The organism is Sorangium sp. So ce1036 (genome assembly GCF_051369805.1).
In the GTDB taxonomy this organism is placed as follows: domain Bacteria; phylum Myxococcota_A; class Polyangia; order Polyangiales; family Polyangiaceae; genus Sorangium; species Sorangium cellulosum_F.
This window is the reverse complement of the sequence record NZ_JBBMOX010000001.1, coordinates 5,187,766-5,212,604: the sequence shown is the minus strand read 5'-3', so window position 1 is coordinate 5,212,604 and position 24,839 is coordinate 5,187,766. Positions and strand designations below refer to the sequence as shown.

The 24,839-nt window shown below is 73.7% G+C and carries 21 protein-coding genes; 11 read left to right on the top strand and 10 right to left on the bottom strand.

What is annotated here, in order from left to right; all coding sequences use genetic code 11:
• Positions 1-21 precede the first annotated feature (21 nt).
• Positions 22-237 carry an acetyl-CoA carboxylase biotin carboxyl carrier protein subunit gene (locus WMF31_RS19615; protein ID WP_129348010.1) on the bottom strand — a complete coding sequence of 72 codons (216 nt, stop codon included), beginning with the start codon at positions 235-237 and terminating at the stop codon, positions 22-24.
• 455 nt (positions 238-692) lie between these two features.
• Here WMF31_RS19615 and WMF31_RS19610 point away from each other — a divergent pair, with 455 nt between their 5' ends.
• Genes WMF31_RS19610 through WMF31_RS19600 form a run of 3 tightly spaced genes read left to right on the top strand, consistent with a single transcriptional unit; the run spans position 693 to position 3,018 of the window.
• Positions 693-1,463 carry a hypothetical protein gene (locus WMF31_RS19610; RefSeq protein WP_436603417.1) on the top strand — a complete coding sequence of 257 codons (771 nt, stop codon included), beginning with the start codon at positions 693-695 and terminating at the stop codon, positions 1,461-1,463.
• A gap of 21 nt (positions 1,464-1,484) precedes the next feature.
• Positions 1,485-2,264: an orotidine-5'-phosphate decarboxylase gene (gene pyrF / locus WMF31_RS19605; protein WP_436603416.1), complete on the top strand. Its 780-nt coding sequence runs from the start codon at positions 1,485-1,487 to the stop codon at positions 2,262-2,264.
• A gap of 1 nt (position 2,265) precedes the next feature.
• On the top strand, positions 2,266-3,018 hold the full coding sequence (locus WMF31_RS19600; RefSeq protein ID WP_436603415.1) for a TrmH family RNA methyltransferase: 753 nt from the start codon (positions 2,266-2,268) through the stop codon (positions 3,016-3,018).
• 745 nt (positions 3,019-3,763) lie between these two features.
• Here the strand turns inward: WMF31_RS19600 and WMF31_RS19595 are convergent.
• Complete coding sequence (locus WMF31_RS19595; RefSeq protein ID WP_436603414.1) at positions 3,764-4,984, bottom strand: cysteine desulfurase family protein; 1,221 nt, start codon at positions 4,982-4,984, stop codon at positions 3,764-3,766.
• Position 4,985: 1 nt separating this feature from the next.
• Positions 4,986-6,257 (bottom strand): hybrid sensor histidine kinase/response regulator, encoded by a 1,272-nt coding sequence (locus tag WMF31_RS19590; protein ID WP_436603413.1) that lies wholly within the window; start codon positions 6,255-6,257, stop codon positions 4,986-4,988.
• A 297-nt stretch (positions 6,258-6,554) separates the two neighbouring features.
• Here WMF31_RS19590 and lnt point away from each other — a divergent pair, with 297 nt between their 5' ends.
• Positions 6,555-8,312 (top strand): apolipoprotein N-acyltransferase, encoded by a 1,758-nt coding sequence (gene lnt, locus WMF31_RS19585; RefSeq protein ID WP_436603412.1) that lies wholly within the window; start codon positions 6,555-6,557, stop codon positions 8,310-8,312.
• Between the two features lie 222 nt (positions 8,313-8,534).
• Here the strand turns inward: lnt and WMF31_RS19580 are convergent, their stop codons facing one another.
• The 3 genes from WMF31_RS19580 to coaE all read right to left on the bottom strand — a co-directional run bounded on the left by WMF31_RS19580 (position 8,535) and on the right by coaE (position 11,527).
• A complete protein-coding gene (locus WMF31_RS19580) occupies positions 8,535-9,185 on the bottom strand; it encodes a DUF72 domain-containing protein (protein ID WP_436603411.1) in 651 nt (216 codons plus the stop codon).
• Positions 9,186-9,357: 172 nt separating this feature from the next.
• Positions 9,358-10,860: a ribonuclease H-like domain-containing protein gene (locus tag WMF31_RS19575; RefSeq protein WP_436603410.1), complete on the bottom strand. Its 1,503-nt coding sequence runs from the start codon at positions 10,858-10,860 to the stop codon at positions 9,358-9,360.
• 37 nt (positions 10,861-10,897) lie between these two features.
• A complete protein-coding gene (gene coaE, locus WMF31_RS19570; protein ID WP_436603409.1) occupies positions 10,898-11,527 on the bottom strand; it encodes a dephospho-CoA kinase in 630 nt (209 codons plus the stop codon).
• A gap of 298 nt (positions 11,528-11,825) precedes the next feature.
• Between coaE and WMF31_RS19565 the strand changes: the two genes are divergently transcribed.
• On the top strand, positions 11,826-13,886 hold the full coding sequence (locus WMF31_RS19565; RefSeq protein ID WP_436603408.1) for a putative bifunctional diguanylate cyclase/phosphodiesterase: 2,061 nt from the start codon (positions 11,826-11,828) through the stop codon (positions 13,884-13,886).
• Positions 13,887-13,915: 29 nt separating this feature from the next.
• Here the strand turns inward: WMF31_RS19565 and WMF31_RS19560 are convergent, their stop codons facing one another.
• Positions 13,916-14,605: a cysteine hydrolase family protein gene (locus WMF31_RS19560; protein WP_436603407.1), complete on the bottom strand. Its 690-nt coding sequence runs from the start codon at positions 14,603-14,605 to the stop codon at positions 13,916-13,918.
• A gap of 73 nt (positions 14,606-14,678) precedes the next feature.
• Positions 14,679-16,046, bottom strand: a complete 1,368-nt coding sequence (locus tag WMF31_RS19555; RefSeq protein WP_436603406.1) for a nicotinate phosphoribosyltransferase — start codon at positions 16,044-16,046, stop codon at positions 14,679-14,681.
• 168 nt (positions 16,047-16,214) lie between these two features.
• Here WMF31_RS19555 and WMF31_RS19550 point away from each other — a divergent pair, with 168 nt between their 5' ends.
• The 4 genes from WMF31_RS19550 to WMF31_RS19535 all read left to right on the top strand — a co-directional run bounded on the left by WMF31_RS19550 (position 16,215) and on the right by WMF31_RS19535 (position 20,258).
• Positions 16,215-17,084: a bifunctional 5,10-methylenetetrahydrofolate dehydrogenase/5,10-methenyltetrahydrofolate cyclohydrolase gene (locus WMF31_RS19550; RefSeq protein WP_436603405.1), complete on the top strand. Its 870-nt coding sequence runs from the start codon at positions 16,215-16,217 to the stop codon at positions 17,082-17,084.
• A complete protein-coding gene (locus WMF31_RS19545) occupies positions 17,081-17,767 on the top strand; it encodes a class I SAM-dependent methyltransferase (RefSeq protein ID WP_129348024.1) in 687 nt (228 codons plus the stop codon). The genes WMF31_RS19550 and WMF31_RS19545 overlap by 4 nt, the downstream gene beginning before the upstream one ends.
• Positions 17,768-18,042: 275 nt before the next feature.
• Positions 18,043-19,254 carry an RNA-binding domain-containing protein gene (locus tag WMF31_RS19540; protein WP_207213850.1) on the top strand — a complete coding sequence of 404 codons (1,212 nt, stop codon included), beginning with the start codon at positions 18,043-18,045 and terminating at the stop codon, positions 19,252-19,254.
• Complete coding sequence (locus WMF31_RS19535; RefSeq protein ID WP_436603404.1) at positions 19,251-20,258, top strand: ParA family protein; 1,008 nt, start codon at positions 19,251-19,253, stop codon at positions 20,256-20,258. Before WMF31_RS19540 ends, WMF31_RS19535 begins: the two co-directional genes overlap by 4 nt.
• Before the next feature lie 28 nt (positions 20,259-20,286).
• Here WMF31_RS19535 and WMF31_RS19530 read toward each other — a convergent pair whose 3' ends face one another.
• Complete coding sequence (locus tag WMF31_RS19530; protein ID WP_436603403.1) at positions 20,287-20,745, bottom strand: hypothetical protein; 459 nt, start codon at positions 20,743-20,745, stop codon at positions 20,287-20,289.
• Between the two features lie 138 nt (positions 20,746-20,883).
• Between WMF31_RS19530 and WMF31_RS19525 the strand changes: the two genes are divergently transcribed.
• Positions 20,884-21,972, top strand: a complete 1,089-nt coding sequence (locus tag WMF31_RS19525) for a DUF72 domain-containing protein (protein WP_436603402.1) — start codon at positions 20,884-20,886, stop codon at positions 21,970-21,972.
• 319 nt (positions 21,973-22,291) lie between these two features.
• Positions 22,292-23,863 carry a phytoene desaturase family protein gene (locus tag WMF31_RS19520; protein WP_436603401.1) on the top strand — a complete coding sequence of 524 codons (1,572 nt, stop codon included), beginning with the start codon at positions 22,292-22,294 and terminating at the stop codon, positions 23,861-23,863.
• A 32-nt stretch (positions 23,864-23,895) separates the two neighbouring features.
• Here WMF31_RS19520 and WMF31_RS19515 read toward each other — a convergent pair whose 3' ends face one another.
• Complete coding sequence (locus WMF31_RS19515) at positions 23,896-24,798, bottom strand: sugar phosphate nucleotidyltransferase (protein WP_436603400.1); 903 nt, start codon at positions 24,796-24,798, stop codon at positions 23,896-23,898.
• Positions 24,799-24,839: the final 41 nt, after the last annotated feature.

The following is a 24,839-nucleotide window of genomic DNA, read 5'->3' as shown; positions in this document are numbered from 1 at the left end:
GCAGCGGGCTGCCCGGGGCGCTCAGGCCAGCTTGATCAGCGGGGCGCCTTCCGTGACCGAGGCCCCCTCGGTGACGAGGACCTCCTCGACCGTACCCTCTTCTTCCGCCTCGACGGGCATCTCCATCTTCATCGACTCGAGGATGACGACCACGGTCCCCTCCTCGACCTTGTCGCCCGGCTTGACCTCGATCTTCCAGACCGTTCCGGTGATGTGCGCGTTGATGACCTTTGCCATGGGCGCGCGAACCTACCGGAGAGCCATCGAGAATCCAACGGGACCGTGGCCGGCGCGGCGCCGCCGCCCAGGCCAGACGGCCCCCTGATCGAGCACGCCCCACCGCGAGGGCACAGCCCGCCCGGCGCGCACATGCCCGGCGCGCACGTGCCCGGCGCGCGCGGGTGGTGGCGACGGGAGGCGCGCGATGACGTGGACACGCGACGGCAGGAAGGAACCGAGCGCTGCGATTTCCGCTGGTACGCGCGATGCGCCACGGCGATAATCCGGCGGACGACGCCGCGTCTCACCTGCATCACGGTGCTCGCGGCGGTCTCGAATCATTGCGTGAAAGTCGCCTTGCGGGTCACAATCCTCCACGCTCGGTGGGACCCGCCAGCGCGGCCTGCAGGGTCATCGCACCGCCCCCCCTGGTAGCCAAACCGCACGCGCTCGATCGAAGGAGCCACGAGGTCATGTCGGAACAGAAGGAAAGCTCGGTCCTGTTCTCGCTCAAGGAGCTGATGAGCCTCGAGGAGGATCGAATCAAGACCGAAGAGGCGCAGAAGGCCGCGGCGGCCGCCGCCGCCGAGAAGGCGCGGCTCGAGGCCGAGCGCGCCGCCCGCGAGGCCGAGGAGGAGCGCATCCGCCAGGAAGAGGAGCGGCGCCGTAACGAGGAGCGGCGCGCCCGCGAGGAGGCGGCGCGGCTCGAGGCGATCCGGCAGGCCGAGATCGAGAAGGCGCGGCTCGAGGCCGAGCAGCAGGCGCGCCTCGCGGCGATGGCCGCGCAGCAGCAGCACGAGCGGTCGCTCGCGGCGCTGCAGCAGGACGAGTCGAAGTCGCGGCTCCGCAAGATCCTCATCGGCGTCGTCGCGGGCGTGGTGATCCTGGGCGGGGTCTCCGGCGTGATGATCTACAACACGATCCAGAAGAACGAGCAGGAGCGCATGATCCAGGAGGCCCGCGCCCGCGAGGCCGAGGAGCAGGTGAAGCGCCTGGAGGCCGCGCGCAAGGAGTCGGAGGCCAAGGAGGCCGAGCTCCGGCGGCAGCTCGAGAGCGCCAAGGACGAGTCGACGCGCCTCGCCCTCCAGAAGCAGCTCGAGGCGGAGCAGGCCAAGCAGGAGCAGCTGCGCCGCGGCGGCGGCGGCAGCGCGCGGCCGGCCTCCGGCGGGGCTCCGGCGAGCGGCGGCGGCACCAAGGCGCCCTGCAACTGCGCCCCTGGCGATCCGCTCTGCAGCTGCCTTTAATCCACCACGGAACCACACCGTATGGCCAACATCGGCTCCGTCAGGCAGCGGACGAGCCTCGGCGGCAGCTCGCTCGACGAGGCTCGTCGCCGGCTCGTCTTCCCCCTCGACTACGCCAGCCTGGACGAGGCCAGGGCGGCGGCGGCCCGCGTCGCCCCGTCGATCGGCGTGCTCAAGGTCGGCCTCGAGCTGTTCGTCCGCGAGGGGCCGGCGGCGATCGAGATCGGCCGGGAGCTCGGGCTCGACGTCTTCCTCGATCTGAAGCTGCACGACATCCCGCAGACGGTGGGCCGCGCGGTGGCGAGCGCGGCCGCGCTCGGCGTCCGCTACCTGACCGTGCACGCGGGCGGCGGCGCCGAGATGCTGAAGCGCGCGGCCCAGGAGGCGGCGCGCTCCCAGGGGTTGATCCTCCTCGCCGTCACGGTGCTCACGTCGCTGGACGACGGCGATCTCGCGGCGCAAGGCGTCCAGGGGAGCGCGTCCGAGCACGTGCTCCGGCTGGCGCGGCTCGCGCGCAGCGCCGGCATCCACGGCTTCGTCGCCTCGCCGCACGAGGTGCCGGCGCTGCGACAGGCGCTCGGGCAGGGCGAGCTCCTCGTCACGCCGGGCATCCGCCCCGGCGCGGACGAGGGCGGCGCGCGCGGCGATGATCAGAAGCGCATCGCCACGCCGTCGGCCGCGATCTCGGCCGGCGCCGATCTCCTGGTGGTCGGCCGGCCGATCCGCGACGCGGCCGATCCGCTGGCCGCGGCGCGCGCGATCGTCCAGGAGATCGCCCACACGCTGCACCCGGCGTCCTGACGTGAGCCGGCTCGTCTACGGTCTGCAGCCGGTTCGCGAGGCGATCCGCGCGCACGGCGCCCGGGTCGGCTGGGTCCTCGTCCAGCGCGACGGGGGCCCGAAGCTGGACGCGCTCGCGCGCCTGGCGGAGGGTCAAGGCATCCCGACCGAGCGCGCCCCCCGGGGCGAGCTCGATCGCCGCAGCGCGGGCGGCCGGCACCAGGGGGCGGTCGCCTCGGCGCCGGAGCTCACGCTGGTCGGGGTCGACGCGATCCCGGTCGTCGACGAGGGCCAGCCGGGCGCCGGCGCCATCACGGTGGCCCTCGACGGCGTGATGGACCCGCAGAACTTCGGCGCGGTGATCCGCAGCGCCGTGGCCCTCGGCGCGCGGGCGATCCTGTGGCCCGAGCACAGCTCGGCGCCGCTCACCCCGGCGACGTTCCGGGCGTCCGCGGGCGCGATCGAGCACGCGACGCTCTGCCGGGTCCGCTCGCTGCCCGACGCGCTCGAGGCCCTCGCTGCGCGAGGCGTCACCGCGATCGCGCTCGACGCCCAGGGGCCGGCGGAGCTCGGCGATCTGCCGCTCACCGGACCTGTCGCGATCGTCATCGGCGCCGAGGACAAGGGGACCCGCCGCGCGGTCCGCCGCGTCTGCCAGCACGTGGCCCGGCTCCCCATGACCGGGCCGATCGCGTCGCTGAACGCCTCGGTCGCGGGCGCGATCGCGCTCTACGAGGTCGTGCGGCAGCGCCGCACGCTGGGGGCCCAGGCGTAGGCGAGCGGAGCCTTCCTTGGCCAGGGGCTCGTCCCTGGCTGGGCAGGAGGTCGTGCCGGGTTGCCCGGCCCAGGGGGAGGGTGTTCGCCGCGCGGGGTGGGGGCCCCGCCGAACTCGCCTGAGCCCTGTCTCCTCCGGCGCCGCCGGAGGAGACAGGGCTGTTGGGCTCAAACACGGCCGGTCCCCCACCCCGCGCGGCGAACACCCTCCCCCTGGGCCTACGCGATCGATGCAGAGCCAGGGGCGAACGGGCGCGGTGACGTCCCCGTTGGGTGACCGTCCCAGGTTGGGCCGCCGTCCCAGGTTGGGTGACCGTCCGCGCCGTCCCAGGTTGGGTGACCGTCCCAGGTTGGGTGACCGTCCCAGGTTGGGTGACCGTCCCAGGTTGGGTGACCGTCCCAGGTTGGGTGACCCGCGCAGGGTGACCTGCGCACGATGGCGCCGATGCCGCTCTTGCAGGAGCGCGATCGCACGCATGCACAAGCAAATATTATTAAATATCAACAACTTACAACCAAACCATCATGCAAATTCGAGCGCGTCGACCACGGCTGAACAGGCTCGCAGCTCAAGGGCCGGTTCGTTCCATTCAATGGATCGACCTGAAGAATCCACAGCCCCCTCAAAAAGTTGAATTTTTGCGCTGGGTTACCCCTGTGGACTCACCCTTTTCTCCGCGGTTGTCCGGAATGGCTCGAGGGATGGTTCAAGAACCCACGACCTCGCGATAAACCGCGGGATCGGCTCAGCTTCCGGCTGGAAACGATCGCAGGCGGGAGAGGACCCGGGCCACGCGGCGCACCGCCTCGGCGAGGTCGTCCTCGGTCGTCTCCTCGCCGAGCGAGAACCGCACGGCGGACGCCGCGCGCTCGGGACCGAGCATCGCCGTGAGGACGGGGGACGGCTCGGCGGTCCCGGCGCTGCAGGCCGAGCCGCTGGAGACGGCGACGCCCTCCAGGTCGAGGGCGGCGCAGAGCTCATCGCCGCGCCAGCCGGGCCACGAGAGGTTCGTGATGTGGGGGGCGCGCGCGCCCTCGCCGTTCCGGAGCGGCGTGACGCCGGCCTGCCGGCCAACCCGGGTGAGCTCCGCCTCGAGGCGGTCACGCAGCGGCGCCAGCGCCGCATACCGGGCGGGGGCGTCGCGCGCCCGCCGGGCGGCCACCGCGAAGCCGGCCGCGGCGAGCGCGTCCTGCGTCCCGGGCCGGAGCCCGCGCTCCTGGGCGCCGCCGACGAGGATCGGCCGGAGCCGGATCCCCGGCCGCACCGCGAGCGCCCCGATGCCCTTGGGGCCCCGGATCTTGTGCGCGGCGACCGACACGAGGTCCGCCCCCACCCACGCCTCCGGCGAGAGGCGCCCCACCGCCTGCACGGCGTCGACGTGGAGGCGCGCGCCGCGGGCGTGGGCGAGCGCTGCCGCCTCGGCGACCGGCTGGAGGACCCCCGTCTCGTGGTTGACCGCCTGGAGGCTCACGAGCCGCACGGTCGCGCCCTCGGCCGCCCGGTCCATGGCGGCCGCGAGCGCCTCCGGCGCCACCCGGCCGGACGGCTCGGGCTCGACCCAGGCGACCCGCACGCCGCGGGCGGCGAGCCCCTCGGCCGCCCGGATCACCGAGGGGTGCTCGATCCGCGAGACCACGAGGGCGCCCGCCTCCCGCGCGGCCCCGGCGCCCTGCGCCGGCGCGCCCGCCCCGGCGGCCTCGCCCCCGAACGCGTGCCAGAGCGCGAGGTTGTTCGCCTCGGTGCCGCCCGAGGTGAGCGTCACATCGCGGGCGTCGAAGCCGGTCAGCCGCGCCACCGCCTCGCGCGCCTGCTCGATGAACGCGCGCGCCCGCCGGCCAGGGCCGTGCACGCTCGCCGGGTTGGCCCACGCCACCTCGGCGGCGGCCTGCATCGCCGAGAGGACCTCGGGGTGCGGCGGCGTCGTGGCGTTCCAGTCGAGGTAGATGACGCGAGCGACCGGGCGCATCTCACAGGGACGAGGGATCGGCCGGCGGCGCCGAGGGCGACTCCAGGCGGCCCGGCGAGCTGCCGTCGTCCTGGAAGGGCGCCCGCCGGGCCACGGTCAGGTAGAACGCCGAGCCGGTCAGCAGCTCGCCCTCGATGAGCTCGTTGCTGGGCGACACGACGCGCACGTCGCCGCCGAGCCCCCGGGCGGTGCGCCGCGCGATCGCCAGGCCGACGCCGACGCCGCCGTAGGCGCGCGTGGCCGAGCCGTCGACCTGATAGAACGGCTCGAAGATGCGCACCTGGCGATCCGGGCGGACCCCGGGCCCCGTGTCGGCGACGCAGAGCTCGTAGTGCCCCGACTGCAGCACGGTGACCCGCACGCCCGCCGTGCCGCCCGGCGGCGTGAACTTCGCCGCGTTCTCGAGGAGCTGGATCATCGCCCGCTGCAGCCTCCCCGCGTCGCCCCACGCGGGCAGCGGGCCGCGCGGCAGGTCCTCGACGAGCTGCACCTTCCCCTCGGCGAAGCGGTCGGCCACCTGCGCCATGGCGCGGCGCGTGGTGTCGAGGAAATCGTACTCGGAGTGCAGGAAGCGCATCCGGCCCGTCTCGATGCCGGTCACGTCGAGCAGGTTGTCGATGAGCGAGCGGAGCCTGCGGACGCAGTCCTCCATGGCGAGCAGCGCCTTCTTCTGGGCCTTGTTGAGCGGGCCGAGCTCCTCGTCGGCGAGCAGCTTCACGTACCCGACGATCGGGGTCATCGGCGTCGCGAGCTCGTGCGAGATGTTGCGGTAGAACTCCGTGCGCGCGGCGTCGAGCTCGCGGAGCCGGGCGTTGGCGCGCGAGAGCTCGGCCACCTTCTGCTCCAGGTGGGCGACGATGCGCTGGCTCTGCTCGCGCAGCCGGAGCGGCCCCTGCGACGCGGGGAGCTCCTCGCGCGCGCCGCTGAGGTAGCGGCCGATGACCGCCGAGAACGAGCGCGCGTCGATGGGCTTCTGGAGGAAGCCGTCGCAGCCGACCGCGAGGCTCGTGTCCCGGTCGCCCTCGGCGGTGATCGCCACGATGGGGACGCCGGCGAGCGACGCCTCGCCCCGCAGGCGCAGCGTGACCTCGAACCCGTCGAGGCCGGGGATGTTCAGGTCGACGAGGACGAGGTCGGGGCGCTGGGTGCACGCGAGGCGCACCCCTTCGAGCCCGTCGGCGGCCTCGAGGACCTCGTGGCCGGCGTTCTGGAGCAGCTTGCGGACGAGGAGGCGGTTCGCGGGGTCGTCCTCGATATGAAGGATCTTCGACATGGGCTCTTACCAGCCCATCCTAGTCACGAACCACGGGGATCAGCACGTTCTGCGCGACTTTCCACCGCGCCGGGCGGACATTGGCTGGACCAGCGGGCCCGGCGGGCGCGGCGGCCTCGACGGACCGGCGGGCCCGGCAGGCCGACGGATCGGCCCCAGCAGGCCGATGGGCGGGCCGAGCGGGTTGACGGGGCGGCGGCGCCCCTTCAATACGGGGGCCGCCATGCCCGGCCCCCTCAGGTCCCACCGCACCGCCCAGGCAGCGGCGCGCGGCTTTCCCCCCTCCCAGCGCTCCCGATGACGACCGCGCACCAGCAAGAGAACGAGGCTGCCGGCGCGGACCCCGGGGGCGCGGCCCCTGATGGCGCGGAGGCCGCGGGCCTGCTCGCGCTGCCGGGCGGGCAGCCCGCCGCGACCACCGCGCGCGCGACCCCGGGGAGCGCCGCGCGGCCGCTGCCGGCGCGGCTCGCCTGCGCGCTCGCGGCGCTCAGCGGGCTCTTCTACTTCCTCGGGTTTCCGGGGATCGATCTCTGGCCGCTCTCGTTCTTCGGCCTCGTCCCGCTCATCGTGGCGCTGCGGGGGCAGACGCCCCGGCGCGCGGCGCTGCTCGGCTGGATCGCCGGCTTCGTCATGACGATGACCGGCTTCTACTGGCTGCTCGAGATGCTGCGGGTGTTCAGCGGGTTCCCCACGATCCTCTGCGCGCTCTTCATGGCGATCCTCTGCGCCTACCAGGCCGGGCGCATCGCCCTGTGCGGCTGGCTCTACGGCCGGGCCGAGGCGCGCGGGTGGCCGGGCCCCGTGGTCTTCGCGCTCGCGTTCGTGACGAGCGAGCTCGTCTACCCGCTGCTGTTTCCCTGGTACTTCGGCGCCTCGGTCCACAACGCGCCGGTGATGGGGCAGGTCGCGGATCTCGGCGGCCCCTACCTCGTCGGGCTGGTGCTCGTCGCCTCGAACCTCGCCATCGCCGAGCTCGTGAATTTCCGGCTGGATCGCGCGCAGCCGAGCGCCGGGCCCGAGGGGGCGCCGCGCGACGGCGGCGCGGGCGGCCCCGAGGCCGGGCCGGGGCGCGGCCGCCCGTTGAACCGCGCGTTGCTCGCCGTGGGCGTCGCGGCGCCGGCGCTCGCCGCCGTCTATGGCGTCCTCCGGATGCGGGCCGTGGACGCGGCCGCGGGCGCCGCCGAGCCGGTCCGGATCGGCATCGTCCAGCCGAACCTCGCGCTCTTCGACCGCCGGAACGCGGTCAAGATCCACGTGAACCGGACGCGGGAGCTCGCGCGCAAGGGGGCGGACCTCGTCGTGTGGAGCGAGGCGGGCGTGCCGCAGGCCTTCCGCGAGTCGACCTACCAGCGCGAGATCCAGCGGTCGCTCACGAGCCGCCTCGGCGTGCCCACGGTGGTCGGCACCGTCGTCCACCGGCAAGGGGCGACGCGCGAGGAGCGCGGCGTGAGCTTCAACACCGCGCTCATGGCGGACCAGGACGGCAAGATCCTCGGGCGTTACGACAAGCAGTACCTGCTCGCGTTCGGCGAGTACCTCCCGCTCGGCGAGACGTTTCCTTACCTGTACACGCTGTCGCCGAACTCGGGCCGCTTCAGCCCTGGCACGTCGCTCGATCCGCTCCCCTGGAACGGCCACAGGATCGCGGCGATGATCTGCTACGAGGACATCCTCCCGCACTTCGTGAACAAGCTGGTCGCGCACGGCGATCCGGACCTCCTCGTCAACCTCACGAACGACGCCTGGTTCGGCGACTCGACGGAGCCGTGGATCCACCTCGCGCTCGCGAAGATGCGCGCCATCGAGCACCGGCGTTACCTCGTGCGGGCGACGAACAGCGGCGTGTCCGCGATCGTCGATCCGGTCGGCCGGGTCGTCGTGCACAGCGACACCTTCAAGGAGCAGACGCTGCTCGGCGAGGCCCGGTTCATGCGAGCGACGACCGTTTACGGGACGGTGGGGGACATCCCCTGGTACCTCGCCGCGGTCGCGAGCGCGGCGATGGCGTTCTTCTCGCGACCCGCGCGCTTCCGACCCCGGCGCGGCGCAAGCTGAGCTGCGCGCGCCACGCGAGCGAGCGCTCGCGCTGGCGCGGGCCGCACGGGTGCGGCGGACGGCTGGAGCGACAGACGCGCCGCCTGAAAGGGTGGACAGAGCGGCGGTCACCCGCACAGGAGACGGGCCCAGATCGGCGTTTTCGGCGCGGAAGCGTACTCATGTACGCTGAGCACCGAAAACGTCGAGATGGGCCCGTATCCGAAGCGGGTGACCGCCGCTCTACAGCTTCATCGCCTTCTTGAACCGCTTCGCGTCGGCGAACATGTCCACGTTCGTGAACACGTACGTCGCGTCGTCGTGCTTCGCCCCGCGCGCGATCTCCGCGAGCCGCTCGATCGCCGGATCCTCGTAGCGCGACTTGTGCCCCGCCGGGCCGTGCAGCCGGTAGTAGGCGACCTTCAGCCGCGAGAGCCCCGCGTTCAACGGATCGCGCGCGGCGAGCGCGCCGACCTCCTGCGTGAGCTCATCGCACTCGTCCGGATCCCACCCCGGCGGCGGCTCGAAGACGACGCGCTCGAAGCGCTTCTTCACGTTGACCAGGAAGTCGCGCAGGATGGTCTTGTTCGCGCGCGTCGGCGTGAACTCCGGGGGGCCGACGAACACCGCGCTCTTCGCCTCGAGCTCGTCCGCCACGGCCTCGATGCTCTTCAGCGCCGTCTCGATCACCTTGCCGTCCCGAAACCCCTCCTGCCCGATCTCTCGCGGACCCAGCAGAGCGAAACGAAACCCGACCGGAGCTTCGCGCCGCCAGCGCCGGATCGTTCCAGGTCCCGGGAGGGACACATGGGTCTCCTGCACCTCCACGAACATGAACTCGCGGAAATAGCGCGTCGCTGGGACGGGAAAACCGGCGCAGCCGACGGTAATCATCGCCCCCACCCTAGCCCACGCGCGCGCCCGCGAGAAGCCACACGGAGGAATTTCTCGAATCGGCACGATCGAGGACCCCGGGGAGGCCTCCGCGGCCCGCGCCGCTCGCTCGACCCGGCCCGCCCCGACGCCCCGATCCGCCCCGCGCTCCAGGAGGAACTGGGGTGCCCGCTCACTCGTCGCCCTCACGTCGCGCCGCGACCGCGCCCCGGGAGCCCGCGCTCGCGCCGGCGGGCGCCACGGCCTGGGCTCCGGCGTCCGCCACGCGCTCGAACGGCAGCGCGAGCGCGCCGCCGGTGCTGCGGGCGAGCTTGCGCTGCAGCCGGGCCCGGCGGCGCGCCTGCGCGGGCTCGGGCTCGGCGGTGCCCTGGTCGGAGAGCTCGAGGGCGCGGGCGAAGGCGCGGACGTGGTGCTCGTAGAGCTTCGCCAGCTCGAGCCGCACCGCGGGGTCGTCGATCTCGGCGGCCAGCGCCTCGTAGTCCGCGAGCGCCCGCGCCTTGTCCCCCCGCGCCTTCGCGATGTCCCCGCGCGCGCGGCGCGCGGCGGCGCCGCCGCCGCGGTCGACCGCCGCGTCCGCGAGCTCGGCGGCGCGATCGAGCGCGCCGGCCTTGCGCAAGGTCGCGGCCACCCCGGCGAGATCGTCGCCGGCGAGGCTGCCGAGCGGCTCGCCGTAGAGGCCGACCAGCGCGACCATCGCGAGCACGTCGGCGGCGTTGTGCTCGACCACGCCGAGCAGCGCCTCCTCGTCGCCGGTGCGCAGGAAGTGGGCGTAGCACGCGACGATCTCGCCGCCGGGCACGTCGCCGACGCGCACCCGGCCGAGCACCTCGTGCTCGAGCGAGATGAGCGTGCGCGACCTCAGGCGGGCCTTGTGGATGCGCCGGGCGACGTGGACGAGATCGAGGTGCGGCGGCTCCGGCGGCGGCGGCAGGCGGTTCATCACGTAGCGCGCGCGCAGGAGCGGCATGTCGAACGCCTTGCCGTTGTACGTGATGATCATCGAGGCCTCGGCGAGGCGCTCGGCGAGGCGGCGCAGGATGGGCTCCTCCTCGCCGAGGCGGCGCAAGAGGAGCTGCTCCGAGATGAAGCCGTCGGACGAGGGCTCGCCGAGCGGCCCCGCGGTGGCCGCGCCGGGGTCGAACCAGGCGAGGCCGATCAGGAACGGCACGGTGCCCGTGCCCCCGGCCAGGCCCGTGGTCTCCGTGTCGAGGAACAGGGCCTTGCGCACGTCGCAGGCCGCGAGCGCCGGGTCGAGCGCGAGGAGCGCGAGCATCGCCGGATCGGCGTCGCGCGCGGCCACGAGCGGCGCGCGGCCCACGCGCGCGGCCGCGAGGGAGCGGGTGCGGCTCACGTAGAGAGGCCCGCCGGACGTCTGCTCGACGACGAAGGGGAGCTCGCCGCGCGCCGGATCGGCCCGTGGGGCGACCGGCGCGCCCCGGGCGACGATGCGGGAGATGCGATCGCGAAGCTCATCGAGCGACGGTCGCGCGTCGCCCGCGACCGGAGGCGCCGCAGGGGCGGATCGCGCCGCAGGCGCAGCGGGCATCGCAGGGACAGGTGGCGCCGCGGGCGCAGCAGGCACCGCCGGGGCAGGTGGCGCCGCCGGGGCCGGACGCGCCCCCGCCGCCGCCGGAAGCGGCCCGAGCCGCGCGAGCTTCGACTTGAACGACGTCATCCGCCGCGCGCGACCCTTCCACGCCCGGCACCGCGCATCAAGTCAGGGGCCGCGCGGCGACGCCGAACCGCGCCCGGATCGAGGCGAGCACCTCGTCCGCCTGCCGCTCGGTCGCGGCGCGCTCGCCGGCGTTGTCGATGACGTAGTCGGCGAGCGCGACCTTGTCGGCGAGCGGGAGCTGCGCGGCGAGCCGGGCGCGCACCTGCGCCTCGGTCGCGCCGTCGCGCGCCATCGCCCGGGCGACCTGGATCTCCTCCGGCACCGCGACGACCACGAGCGGGCGGAACGCGTCGGCGAGGCGGTTCTCCACGAGCAGCGCCGCTTCGTAGCAGGCCAGAGGCTCGCCCCGGGCCTCGATCGCGGCCGCCCGCTCCGCCGTGAGCGCCGCGATGCGCGGGTGCACGATCGCGTTGAGCTGCCGGCGCCTGTCCGGGTCGGAGAACACCATCGCGGCGACGCGCGCGCGATCGAGCGAGCCGTCCGGCTGCAGCACCTCCGGCCCCAGCGCGCGGACCACCTCGGCCAGCCCCTCCGTGCCCCTCGCCACCACCTCGCGGGCGAGCGCGTCCGCGTCGATGACCGGGAGCCCCTGCGCGCGAAAGCGCGCGGCCACCGTGCTCTTGCCGGACCCGAGGCCGCCGGTCAGCCCGAACAGGACGAGCCCCATCGCCGCCTCAGCCCCGCCCCCCGCCGTCCGACCACGACATGGCCGCGCAACGCAACGCGTCTACCCGTGCGCCCCCTGCCCTGCCGGGGAGCCGATCGAGCGGATGCGGCAGGCACAGCGGCAGCGGCGCCAGGGCGAAGGCGCCTCCGCGGGGCGCTGGCCGGGGGGGCAGGCTCTCCTCGTGACCACCCATGGTCCAGGAGCCTACCCCAGGGGTGCGCCGGAGCCCGCCAGATTCCGCGCCGTCGACGCTTAAGAAGTCCGCTTCTCCGGGAATGCAACTACCATGAAGGGCGTGGTGGCAAAGATCGGTGACCGGCCGGAGTCGAGCCTGCACGCCACGTTCGATCGCTCGGACGTGCACCGCGGCTCGCCGGACAAACAGCTCGCGGCGTGGCTGTCCGAGGTCGACGTCGGCGTGATCGAGCTCGACGCCGAGCAGCGCGTGGTGCGCGTCAACGGCGCCGCGGAGCGGCTGACCGGCTGGTCGATCGTCGAGGCGCGCGGCGCGCTCGTCGATCGCGTGCTCCGCCTCATCCCGGCGGCGGGGACGACCGGCGGCGATCAGGACGTCGACGACGGCGAGATGAACGAGCTGTTCGACGAGGGCGCGCCCGCGAAGGCGGCTCCGGCGCTCGTGCCGCGGCGCGAGCCCGCCGCGCCGCTCGCGCCGGTGATCATCGACGAGGGCGCGCTGCGCGCGCAGGGCGCGCCGGCGATCGTCGACGAGGGCGCGCTGCGCGCGGTCGACGAGGGCGCGCTGCGCGCGCCGGGCCCGCCGCTCGCCCCGCAGGACGCGGGCGGGGCGGGCAGGCCGAAGGCGCGGTACACCGCGCTGCTCGAGCGCCGCGACGGCTCGGTCATCCCCATCCTCCACACGATCGGCACCATCACCGGGCGGCCTTCGCGCGAGGGGCAGCGCGACACCAAGGCGCCGCCGCCGCCGGGGCAGCTCATCCTCTTCCGCGAGCTCGGCGCGCCGGGGCCCGTGCCGATCTACCCGGCCAAGCCGCGCTACGACGCGCTGACGAGCCTCCTCGATCGGTACGCGATCATCGATCGCATCGAGGACGCGCTCAGCGACTGCAGGAAGACCGGGACGCCCTACGCGCTCTGCTACATCGACCTGGACCGCTTCCGGCTGGTCAACGCGACCTGCGGGCACGAGGCCGGGGACGACCTGCTCCAGTGGGTCGCGACGCGCGTGCACGAGATCGTCGGGCCGAAGGACGCCGCGGGGCGGATCGGCGGCGACGAGTTCGTCCTCCTGCTCGCCGGCAAGACCGAGCGGGAGGCGGAGCGCATCGCGCGCGACCTGCAGATCTGCCTGCTCGAGTTCCGGTTCGGGTGGGCGGAGAAGACGTTCTCGATCGGCGCGAGCATCGGCCTCGTGGTGCTGGGCCCCCACTTCGAGCGCGCGGTCGACGTGCTCGGCGCCGCCGACCACGCGTGCCGGGTGGCGAAGGAGAACGGGCGCGGGCGGCTGCAGGTCTACCTCGAAGACCAGCAGATGACGACGAGCCGGCGCTCGATGCAGTGGGTCGCGAGCCTGCAGCGCCACCTCGCCGAGGGGCGGCTGCGCCTCTACGCGCAGGGGATCCACGCGCTCACGAAGCCGGGCGCGCCGCGCGGCCCGCGGGGCGCGCACTTCGAGGTGCTCGTGCGCCAGCTCGGCGACGACGGCCGGTTCTACTCGCCGGTCGGCATCATCCAGGCGGCGGAGCAGAGCGGGCTCATCCACGTCATCGATCGCTACGTCGCGCGGCAGGCGTTCCGGCTGATCGGCGCGCTGCCCCAGCACGCGCTGCGCCGCCTCGACACGTGCTCGATCAACCTGTCGGGCGTGTCGCTCCTGCGCGAGGGCCTGCTCGACTTCCTGGTCGAGCAGCTCCACCGGGCGCAGGTGCCGCCGAGCAAGATCTGCTTCGAGATCACCGAGACCGCGGCGCTCGCCAACCTCGGCGAGGTGCTCTGGTTCATGCAGGAGCTCGGGGCCATGGGGTGCCGGTTCGCGATCGACGACTTCGGCAGCGGGCACGCGTCGTACGGCTACCTGGAGAGCCTGCCGGTCGACTACGTGAAGATCGACGGCATGTTCGTGCGCGACCTGAAGGACAACACGCTCCACCGCGCGATCGTGGAGTCGGTGCACCGCATCGGCGACACGCTCGGCATCAAGACCGTCGCCGAGCAGGTGGAGAACCAGGAGATCGCCGACCTGCTCACGTCGATGGGGATCCACTACGCTCAGGGGTGGCACTTCGACAAGCCGCAGCCGCTCGTGGACCTCTGCGCGTCGCTGCGGGCCGAGGGCGACCCGCCCGATCCCGATCCGGCGGGCCCTCCGGCGGGCGGCTGACGCCCCCGCGCGCTGAGCGCGCTGCGCGCTCAGCGCGCGCCGAGCACCGCGGACGACGTGGCGAGGGTGACGCCGGCGGCCCGCATCTCGGAGAGCGCGGCGGCGACGCCGGCCTCGGTGATGCCGGCCGTGGCGTCGGTCAGCACCGTCGTGCGGTAGCCGCGCCGCGCGAGGCCGAGGGCCGCGGCGCGCACGCAGTAGTCGGTCGCCACGCCGTAGACGACGAGCTCCGTCCCGGCGCCGAGCGCCGCGACGAGGTCGCGCACGACCCCCTCGGCGAGCGGGTTCGCGAAGAGGCTGTACACCTCCTTCTCGAAGTAGACCGCGTGCGTCCTGCCCGTCGCGAGATCGCGCACCACCGCGTCGACCGGCGCGCTCGGGACGTCCGGGAGGAAGCGGAAGCGCGGCGGAAGCGTCCCCTCGACCTTCAGCCAGCCCGGCGTCCCCTTCACGCAGTGATCCGGGAAGCCCGGCTTGTCGCCCTCCGGCGCCGGCGTGTCGTTCGACGCGAACTCCCACGCGTCCCACGCGTGCGAGTCGACCGAGCCGACGATCGGGATCCCGCGCGCGACCGCGTGCTCCGTCAGCCGCCGGAACAGCGCGTTCGGCGAGCCCTTCACGTGGAGCGCGCCGGTCTCCTCGCAGAAGTCCCGCTGCACGTCGACGTCGACGAACACCCTGGGGGGCGGAGCTTGCCGGGTCATGTCGCCGCTCGCCATCTCTCCTCGTCCTCTCCTCTCGATCGAGGCGCCCGGGCGCGCGGCGGCCGACGCCGCCGGGCCCCGTGCGCCGCTACGCCGCGCCGGGCGCGACGCGGGCGCGCACCGCGTCCACGAGCGCGCGGAGCGCCGGCGACACCTCGGCCTCGAACGGCGCGTCCCCCGGGGCGTCGTCGAGGCGCCGCAGCGGCTCCGGGAGCGCGTCGAGCTGCGCGCGCACGCGCGCCCGGATGGCGCCGAGCCCCTCGGGCGGCGCGACGCGCGCGCCGCGCCTCATCACCGGCGCGAGCAGCGGCTCGGCGTCGGGGCCGGCGGGCTCGCTGTCGAGCGCGAGGACGTCGCGCGCGAGCTCCCCCCCCGGGCCCCGGAAGCGGTGCACCTGGTGCGCGCCGGGCAGCGTCGCCTTCCCCTCCGAGAACTTCGCGATGGGCGTGCGCTCGGCGCCCGGCTCGACGCCGCCGATCTCCACGAGCTTGTAGACGCCGCCGAGCGAGGGGGCGTCGATCGAGGTCACGAGATCGGTCCCGACGCCGTACAGATCGATGGGCGCGCCCGCGCGCCGGAGCTCGGCGATCCGGTGCTCGTTGAGATCGCCCGAGGCCACGATCTTCGCCGACGCGCAGCCGGCGGCGTCGAGGATCCCGCGCACCGCCACGCTGAGCGCGCCGAGATCGCCGGAGTCGAGCCGCACCCCCTTCAGCTTGTCGCGCGCGACCGCCGCCGCGCGCGCCGCCCCGGTGAGCGTGTCGTACGTGTCGATGAGCAGGAGCGTCGCGTTCGGGAAGACGGCGACGTAGCTCTCGAACGCGGCCTGCTCGGTCGGGTGGGCCATGGTCCACATGTGCGCGGCCGTCCCGAGCACCGGGATGCCGAAGCGCATGCCGGCCTCGACGTTCGAGGTGCCGACGCACCCCGCGGCGTACGCGGCCCGCGCCGCGTCGATCGCCGCCTCCGGGTGCGCCCGCCGGGTCCCGAACTCGACGACGCCCGCGTCGCCGGCGGCCAGGATCACGCGCGCGGCCTTCGACGCGATCGTGGTGGCGTGGTTGATGACCGACAGGGCAAACGTCTCGATGAGCTGCGCCTCGATGAGCGGCGCCGTGACGCGCACGAGCGGCTCGTTCGCGAAGAACACCGTCCCCTCGGGCATGGCCCACACGTCGCCGCGGAACCGGAAGCCCCGGAGGTAGTCGCGGAACGCGGGGGTCATCGCGTCCGCGAGCGCGGGGAGCGCGCCGAGGTAGGCGATCTCCTCGTCGGTGAAGCGGAGCCCCTCGAGGTAGCGCACGAGCCGATCGAGGCCCATCGCGACGAGGAAGCGGCGGTGGCTGGGCAGCCGCCGCACGAAGAGCTCGCACGTCGCGACGCGCGAGGTCATGCCGCGGTGGAAGTACCCCGCCGCCATGGTCAGCTGGTAAAGGTCCGTGTGCAGCGCGTCCACAGCTCATGGCTAAAGACGCTGGACGTACGGGTCAATCCGAAGATCGCGCCGCGGCGGTGCGGATCATCTCCCGCGCGGCCCCGGGCGCGGCCGGCGGCGTCCGGCGAGGCGCGCGCGCCGCGCGGGCGGCGTTCCCGACCGGGGCGCGGCTGATCTAAGCTCCGCCCCGTGGCAGCGAAGATCCTGGACGGCAAGGCGATCGCGCAGAAGGTCCGCGACGAGGTGCGGGAGGGGGCGGCCCGCTTCGCGGCGGCGCACGGCCGGCCCCCGGGCCTCGACGTGGTGCTCGTCGGCGACGATCCGGCCAGCGTGACCCACACGCGGAACAAGGAGAAGCAGTCGAACGACGTCGGCATGCGGGGCCGGCTGCACCGGCTCGCCGCCGACACGACCGAGGCGGCGCTGCTCGCGCGCATCGCGGAGCTCAACGCGGACGACACCGTCGACGGGATCCTCGTCCAGCTGCCGCTCCCCCCGCACCTCCGGGAGCAGCGGGTGCTCGACGCCGTGGACCCCGCGAAGGACGTCGACGGCCTCCACCCGTTGAACGCGGGGCTGCTCGCGATGGGCCGCCCGGGCGGCCTGGTGCCGGCCACGCCGAGCGGCTGCATGCGCCTGCTCGCCGAGGCGGGCGTCGAGATCGCCGGCGCGCGCGCGCTGGTCGTCGGGCGGAGCAACCTCGTCGGCAGGCCGACGGCGGCGCTCCTGCTCGCGCGGCACGCGACGGTCACGATCGCCCACTCCCGCACGCGCGACCTCTCGGCGCTCTGCCGCGAGGCCGACATCCTCGTCGCCGCCGTGGGCCGGGCGAAGCTCATCGCCGGCGACTGGATCAAGGAGGGCGCCACGGTGATCGACGTCGGCATGAACCGCGACGAGGCGGGCAAGCTCGTGGGCGACGTCGACTTCGACGCCGCGAGGGAGCGCGCCGCCTGGATCACGCCGGTGCCGGGCGGCGTCGGTCCCATGACGATCGCCTCGCTGCTCGCGACCACGCTGCGCGCGGCGGAGGCGCGCGCGGCGCGGCCGTCGTCGTGACGGCGCGCGCGGCGGCGTTCGTGGCGCGCGAGACCGCCGTCGCCTGCCCGCCGTTCGTCCCCGAGGTGCGCCTCCACCTGGCGACCGAGGTCACGCCGCTGTGGCGCGCGACCGAGGCGGCGCTGGCGCGCGCGGGGGTGCCGCCGCCGTACTGGGCCTTCGCGTGGGCCGGCGGGCAGGCGCTCGCGCGGTACCTGCTCGATCACCCGGCCGCGGTCGCCGGAAAGCGCGTGCTCGATCTCGCCGCCGGCGGCGGGATCGTCGCGATCGCCGCGGCCCGCGCCGGCGCGGCGCGCGTGAGCGCCGCCGACATCGATCCGTTCGCCGCCGCGGCGCTCCGGCTCAACGCGGCCCTGAACGGCGTCGCCCTCGAGGTGATCGCGGAGGATCTCACGGAGCGCGACGCACGCGGCGCGTGGGACGTCGTCGTGGCGGGCGACGTCTTCTACGAGCGCGCCATGGTCGCCCGGGTGCTCCCCTGGCTGCGCCGGTGCGCCGAGGGGCCGGCGGCCGTGCTCGTCGGCGATCCTGGGCGCGCCTACTGCCCCGCGGAGGGCGCCCTGGAGCTCGCGCGCTACCTCGTCCCCACGTCCCTCGACCTGGAGGGCCGCGAGCAGCGCGAGGCGCGGGTGCTGCGGCTCTGCCCCGCCGGGTGGCTCAGCCAGCCGCGCACGGTGGCCTGATACGCGTCGGGCAGCCCGGCAAGGCGCGTCATCTCCGCGCGACGCAGCATCGCCGCGTGATGGTGCAGAACGGCGCCCATCGAAGCGCGGTATGCCCGGAGGCGGCGGCGCAGCGTCATGAACCGATCCGCCACGGCACGATCGCGAGCAGAGCCTTTGCCGGGTCGTGCGCCGGCGAGCTCGGTCGCCGGCGATGCTCCAGGACGGCCGTGCGTCGAGCGGTGCGCGCGCCGGATGGGCCCCGAGCGGCCCTCGGTGGTGATTGGATCCATGCTATGAAGCTGTGGCCGGGGAGAGATATGACGGACGCGGAGCTCGAAGCGCTGCTCGTGGATCTGGAATCCGACCGCGTGGAGCGCAAAGAAACCGACGGGGATCGCGAGAAGATCAAGAAGACGATCTGTGCGTTCGCGAACGACCTGCCGGGCAACGGGCTCCCCGGATTCATCTTCGTCGGCGCGCGTGATGATGGGAGCGTCGCCGGGCTCTCGGTGACGGACGAGCTGCTCAAGCGCTTGTCGGACATGGGCGTGAGCGGTCAGATTCAGCCCTTGCCATCCATCGTGGTGCAAAAACGGATGCTCCGCGGGGCGGATGTTGCAGTCGTCCAGGTGCATCCATCGCCGTTTCCTCCAGTGCGCTACGATGGGCGCACGTTCATCCGAGTCGGCCCGACGACACGTCCTGCGAGCGCGGCTGACGAGCGCAGGCTCACGGAACGCAGGCGTGGCGCGCTCTTGCCCTTCGACCTGAGTCCCGTGCCGGACGCGACGCGAGAAGATCTCGATCTGGAGCTGTTCCACCGTGTCTATCTGCCCGCAGCCGTTGCGCCGGACGTCCTCGCGCAGAACCAGCGCCCTCTCGAACAACAGCTCGCATCTCTTCGCCTGAGCACCCTCGACGGAACGCCGACCGTGTGTGGCGTCCTCGTGCTAGGGAAGGACCCTCGGCGTCATATTCCAGGGGCGTACGTCCAGTTTCTCCGACTTGACGGCTCGGAGCTCCTGGATCCCATCAAGGATCAAAAGGAGCTCGACGGGCCTCTTCCGGATCTGCTTCGTCGCATCGACGAGGTGCTGGAGGCGCACATCTCCGTCGCAACGGACGTGAGGGCTCATTCCACGGAAATCCGCCATCCTGACTATCCCATCGTCGCCCTTCAGCAGATCATTCGTAATGCCGTCCTCCACCGCAGTTACGACGGGACCAACGCGCCCGTTCGCATGACATGGTTCTCGGATCGGGTGGAGATCTTGAGCCCAGGCGGTCCCTATGGGCAGGTGAACCCGCGCAATTTCGGACAGCTCGGCGCGACGGATTATCGCAATCCGCACCTGGCCGAGGCCATGAAGGCGCTGGGATACGCCCAGCGATTCGGCTTCGGAATCCAGATGGCCCGCCAGGAGCTCCAGAAGAACGGCAGTCCTCCCCTCGAGTTCACGGTCGCCGATCACCACGTGCTAGCGATCATCCGGAGCCGAACGTGAGCATTCCCATCATCGCCTTTTTCAACAACAAAGGTGGCGTCGGCAAGACCTCCCTCGTCTACCATATCGCGTGGATGTACGCGGAGCTCGGAATCCGCGTCCTCGCGGTGGATCTCGACCCGCAGGCCAATCTCACGGCGGCTTTCCTGGACGAGGACAGGCTCGCGGAGCTCTGGGACGAGGACGAGAAATCGGAGACGATCCACGAGTGCATCCGACCGCTCCTCGAAGGCACCGGGGACATCGGCAACCCTCACATCGAAGAGATCGGGGACAACCTGAGCTTGATCCCGGGAGATCTCGCGCTCTCCAGCTTCGAGGACGAGCTGAGTCAGCAGTGGCCCCAATGCGCGGACGGCAAGCCGCGGGCGTTTCGCGTCATCACCGCGTTCTGGCGCGCGATCCGGAAGGCGTCCCTCGCGAACGATCCCGGCGTTGTGCTCGTCGACGTGGGTCCCAATCTGGGAGCCATCAACCGCGCGGCGCTCGTCGCTTCGGATCACGTCGTCGTACCGCTGTCGCCCGATCTGTTTTCCCTCCAGGGCTTGAAGAACCTCGGGCCGACCCTTCGACGATGGCGCGCAGAATGGACGGATCGCGTGGCGAGAAACCCGGATCCGAAACGGATCGAACTCCCGGCGGGGAACATGTGCCCCGCCGGCTACCTCGTCCTTCAACATGCGGTGCGGCTCGATCGTCCGGTCAAGGCGTATGCCCGCTGGATGCGGCGTATTCCCGGCGTTTACCGGCAGTCCGTGCTCGATCAAGATCCCGGCGCCCCGATCCTTCCTGACCAGGATCCGCACTGCATCGGGCTGCTCAAGCACTACCGGAGCCTGATGCCAATGGCCCAGGAGGCGCACCGTCCGATGTTCCTTCTCCGCCCCGTCGACGGAGCCATGGGCGCCCATCAGGCCGCGGTAGGTGGCGCCTGGAACGATTTCTCCACGCTCGCCCGGCGCATCGCCGAGCGTACAGGGCTCGATTTTCCAGAGACGCTCTGATTCACCAGATGATCCAGGGGGGCGCGCGTCACCTGGCCCGGCTCGCCCCCTCCGGATCGAGCCGCCCCCCGGTCAGCCGGAGCGAGGTGAGCGAGAGCGCGAGGAGCGCGCCGCCGGCCACGAGCGGGAGCTCGCGCGCGGCGCCGGCCTCGGGCGCGCGGAGGAAGACGGCCAGGAGCAGCGCGTGGGCGGCGAGCAGCTCGCGGCGCGGGACCGGCAGCGCGCGCAGGAAGAACGTGGCCGGCGCGCGGAGCAGCGCGCGCGCCGCGGGCGTCCCGAGGAACAGCCAGCCCGCCCAGAGCGCGAGCCGGAACGGGAGCGACGCGCCGGCGAGGCCCGTGACCTGCGCCGCCTGCATCCCGTTGCCCCCGAAGAGGACGGCCGCGACGACCGCGACGCCCATGTAAAGCGGCATGGCGCGCGCGACGGCGTCCTTCCCGGCCGTCGCGGCCAGGGTGCGCACGAGGAGAACGAAGCGGCTCAGCACGTGACGGGGTCGTGGCGTAACAACCGTCCCTCCCGGCAATTCCCGGGCGCTCATCGTAATGCGACGCGCTCGCGCGGACGATCGCGTCGTCGTCGCGCGGGCGTCATTCCGAGGAGTCGACGAGGTAGACTCGTCGAAATGAGCCGCTCTCCTCGTCGCGAACCTCCCCCCTCGCAGCTCTCGCTCTTCGAGACGGCGACAGGGCCCGCGGCCGCAGGGACGGCCGCGGCGAGCGAGCCGGATCCGATGGTGCCCGTCTACGAGGACGCCGCCCGCGTCGCGGCGCGGCTGCCGAAGGGGCTGCACCTCGGCACGAGCTCGTGGAGCTTCCCCGGCTGGCAGGGCCTCGTCTACGCCGGGCGGCACGGCACGGAGGAGCTCGCGCGCAACGGCCTCGCCGAGTACGCCCGGCACCCGCTCCTCACGACCGTGGGCATCGACCGGAGCTTCTACGCGCCCGTCCCCGACGGCGACTTCGTCCGCTACCGGGCGCAGCTCCCGGGCGGCTTTCGCTGCGTCTCGAAGGCGCTGCACGCGGTCGTCTCCCAGACGCTCCAGCGCTGGCAGGCGCCGCCGGACGACGACCGCGGGCAAGGCGCGGGCCGCGCGGAGATCGAGCCGAACCCGGACTTCTTCTCGGTCCCGCTCTTCGTCTCGCGCGTCGCCGCGCCGCTGCTCTCGGTGTTCCGCGCCCACGCGGGGCCCGTGCTGCTCGAGCTGCCCCCCGTCGGCCCTCGCCACCGCCTGCCGCCGCGCGCGTTCTTCGAGCGGCTCGACGCCTTCCTCGGCGCGCTGCCGCGCGAGCTCACCTACGCGGTCGAGCTCCGGGAGCGCGCCTACTTCACGGGCGAGTACCGGGAGATCCTCGGCGCGCACGGCGTCGCCCACGCCTACAGCTACTGGCGCGCCATGCCGTCGCCGGGGGCGCAGGCGGACGTGGTGCCGGTCTCGAACGCCCCGTTCGCGCTCGTCCGGCTCTCGCTCAAGCCCGGGCAGCGCTACGAGGCGGAGAAGAGGCGGTTCGACCCGTTCAACCGCGTGGTCGAGCCCGATCCGGCGATGCGCGCCGAGGTCACGCGGATCGTGTGCGAGGCGGCGGCGCTCGGCGCCGAGAGCTTCGTGCTGGTGAACAACAAGGCCGAGGGCTCTGCGCCCCTCACGGTGCGCGCGATCGCCGAGCAGGTCGCCGAGGCGTGGCAGGCGCGCGGCGCGGCCGCGCCGGCGTGATGCGAGAGCTGGGGGTGACCGAACAGGACGGCGGCGATCGCGCAGGACGTCGGCGACCGAGCCGGACGGCGGCGATCGCGCAGGACGTCGGCGACCGAGGTCGACCGGCCCGCCGCAGCGCGGCTGCCCGGCGCGCCGGTCCGGGGACAGGCTGGAAAGAAGCCCGGCGCAGGCGGCTTCCGGGCCGGCGCGGCGCGCTCCCCAGGATCCGCGCCGTGAAAGGCCTCTCCTCGGCCCACCAACCGTGCAACACCACAGCGCGCCGCGATCCGCGCGCCCGCGCGCCGGGCCGCGGCAGAGGACGCGCACAACGTTGGAGATGCCAGTGAAACGCAGTGAAGCTCCGACCCGGGCCGACGTGGTCATCGTCGGCGCGGGCCACAACGGCCTCGTGGCCGCCATCCTCCTCGCCCGTCGCGGGCTCGACGTGGTGGTGCTCGAAGAGAAGGACGTCGTGGGCGGCGCCGTGAGGACCGAGCGCCCGTTCGCGAAGGCGCCGGGCCTCGGCGTCTCGAGCGGCGCCTACCTGCTCGGCCTCGCCCCGCCCGAGCTGCTCCGCGAGCTCGGCGTCGCGCTGCCCCTCCGGCGGCGCGACCCGCACTACTTCGTCCCGACGACGGACCGGCGCTACCTGCTCTTCGGCTCGGACCACGCCGCGATGAAGCAGCAGTTCCTCGAGTTCTTCTCGCAGGAGGACTGGGACGCGAACTGCGCGCTCCAGGCCGAGCTCGCCGCGCTCCGGGACGACATCGCCCCGACCTGGCTCGAGGAGCCGCTCTCGATCGAGGAGACCGCGGAGCGCCACGTGCGGCCCGCGCTCCGGCGGACGTTCGTGTCGCTCTGCCGCGGCACCATCTCCGAGTACCTCGCGCGCTTCGGCTGGAAGAGCGATCTCCTCCGGGCGATGTACGCCGTCACCGACGCCTTCTCGGGGCTCGCCGGCGGCTTCGACACGCCCGGCACCGGGATGAACTTCCTCGTCCACAACATGTGCCGCCTCCCGGGCGCGGACGGCACCTGGATGATCGTCGAGGGCGGGATGGGCACGGTCACCCGCCTCTTCGCCGACAGGGCGCGGGCCGAGGGCGCGCGGATCGTCACCGGCGCCCGCGTCGCGCAGATCGAGTCGACCGGGGGCGCCGCGTCGGGCGTGCTCCTCGAGGACGGCACGCGCATCGCGGCCAGGGCGGTCGTGTCGAACGCCGACCCGTACCGCACCCGCGCGCTCGCCGGCGAGGGGGCGATCGGGGCGGCGCTGTCGCGGCGGCTCGACGCGCTCGCGAAGGACGGCTCGACGCTCAAGGTCAACATGGCCCTGACCGGCCTGCCCCGGTTCACGTGCCTCCCCGAGGATCGCGGGCAGTACGGGCCGACGATCCACCTCCTGCCGGACGAGGACGTCGTGATCGACGTGCTGAAGCAGGCCCACCGCGACGCGATGAGCGGGCGCCTGCCCGAGTTCCCCGCGATCGAGTGGTACTTCCACACGCCGATCGATCCGAGCCTGCGCGACGCGGAGGGCCACCACAACGCCGCGCTCTTCGTGCAGTGGGTCCCCTACGCGCTCGCGAGCGGCGAGACGTGGGCCGAGGCCGCGCCGCGCTACGTCTCGCACCTGCTCTCGATCTGCGACCGCTTCGCGCCCGGGATGTCGGAGCTCGTGCTCGACACGTTCACGCTGGCGCCGCCGGACATCGAGCGGCACTTCGGGATCACGCGCGGGCACATCCACCACATCGACAACGGCTTCGGCTTCGCCGATCGGGTGCCGTACCGGTTCGGGCTCGCCGGGCTCTACGCGTGCAGCGCCGGCACGCACCCGGCCGGGTCGGTCATCGGCGCGGCGGGGCACAACGCCGCGAAGGCGGCGCTCGCCGATCTCGGGAAGTGACGCCCGGGCCGGCATGACGCGCGCGCCGGCGCTCACGCCGGCGCGCGCGCGACGGTCCCCCTCGTCGTGACGACCGCGCGCTCGAGCGGCGCGCCGGCGCCGACGGCGACCCGCGCGCCCGGCCACACCACGCACCCGCGCAGCGCGCCGGCCCCCTCGACCCGCGCCCCCGCGCCGACGACGCTGCCCGTCACGTCGACGCCCTCGGCCACGAGCGCCCCCGGGCCCACGTGGCTCGCCTGGCCGCAGCGCCACAGCCACCGCGCGTTCGCCGCGAGGTAGGCGGCGACCGTGCCGATGTCGTGCCAGACGGCGGGCGCCGGGAACGTCGCGAGCGCGCGCCCCTCGCGCAGCCACGGCAGGTACACGTCGCCGACCATGCACCCGCGCGACGGCAGCCGCCGCCGGAGCGCCTCGCCGACCACGTGCACGCCCACGAAATCGCCGCCCGCGGCCTCCTCGCCGAAGCGCTCGCCGCGCAGCCGGACCACCTCGCCGCGCGCGCCGAGGCCCAGGGTCCCTTCCCCGGCGGCGCGCGGCGCCACCGCGAGCGTCGCGGCCGCGCCGCGCTGCGCGTGCGCCGCCGAGAGCGCTGCCACGTCGAGGTCGATCAGGATGTCGCCGTTCCAGAGCACCACGTCCCCCTCGCCGAGGGCGCGCGCCGCGTTCGCGAGCCCGCCGGCGGTGCCGAACGGCTCCGGCTCGTCGACGAGGTCGACCTCGACCGGGAGCGCCGCGAGCAGCTCGCGCGAGAAGCGCTCCGCGAGGTGGGACCGGTTCAGCACGACGCGCCGGGCAGCGCCCGCGGCGAGCCGCGCCGCGATGTGCGCGACCAGCGGGCGATCGCCGAGCCACAGGAGCGGCTTCGGCAGCTCGTCCGTGAGCGGCCGGAGCCGGGTCCCGAGCCCCGCCGCGAGGATCATGGCAGCGGCCATGCGCGCTACTCTCGCCTCACCGCGAGGATCCTTCAAGAGAC

Coding starts and splice junctions, on each gene's coding strand:
- WMF31_RS19610 (WP_436603417.1), top strand. CDS start 693: ATGTCGGAACAGAAGGAAAGCTCGGTCCTGTTCTCGCTCAAGGAGCTG.
- WMF31_RS19615 (WP_129348010.1), bottom strand. CDS start 237: ATGGCAAAGGTCATCAACGCGCACATCACCGGAACGGTCTGGAAGATC.
- WMF31_RS19590 (WP_436603413.1), bottom strand. CDS start 6,257: ATGTCGAAGATCCTTCATATCGAGGACGACCCCGCGAACCGCCTCCTC.
- WMF31_RS19515 (WP_436603400.1), bottom strand. CDS start 24,798: ATGGCCGCTGCCATGATCCTCGCGGCGGGGCTCGGGACCCGGCTCCGG.
- WMF31_RS19580 (WP_436603411.1), bottom strand. CDS start 9,185: ATGATTACCGTCGGCTGCGCCGGTTTTCCCGTCCCAGCGACGCGCTAT.
- pyrF (WP_436603416.1), top strand. CDS start 1,485: ATGGCCAACATCGGCTCCGTCAGGCAGCGGACGAGCCTCGGCGGCAGC.
- coaE (WP_436603409.1), bottom strand. CDS start 11,527: ATGGGGCTCGTCCTGTTCGGGCTGACCGGCGGCCTCGGGTCCGGCAAG.
- WMF31_RS19560 (WP_436603407.1), bottom strand. CDS start 14,605: ATGGCGAGCGGCGACATGACCCGGCAAGCTCCGCCCCCCAGGGTGTTC.
- WMF31_RS19520 (WP_436603401.1), top strand. CDS start 22,292: ATGCCAGTGAAACGCAGTGAAGCTCCGACCCGGGCCGACGTGGTCATC.
- WMF31_RS19575 (WP_436603410.1), bottom strand. CDS start 10,860: ATGACGTCGTTCAAGTCGAAGCTCGCGCGGCTCGGGCCGCTTCCGGCG.
- WMF31_RS19525 (WP_436603402.1), top strand. CDS start 20,884: ATGAGCCGCTCTCCTCGTCGCGAACCTCCCCCCTCGCAGCTCTCGCTC.
- WMF31_RS19540 (WP_207213850.1), top strand. CDS start 18,043: ATGAAGCTGTGGCCGGGGAGAGATATGACGGACGCGGAGCTCGAAGCG.
- WMF31_RS19595 (WP_436603414.1), bottom strand. CDS start 4,984: ATGCGCCCGGTCGCTCGCGTCATCTACCTCGACTGGAACGCCACGACG.
- lnt (WP_436603412.1), top strand. CDS start 6,555: ATGACGACCGCGCACCAGCAAGAGAACGAGGCTGCCGGCGCGGACCCC.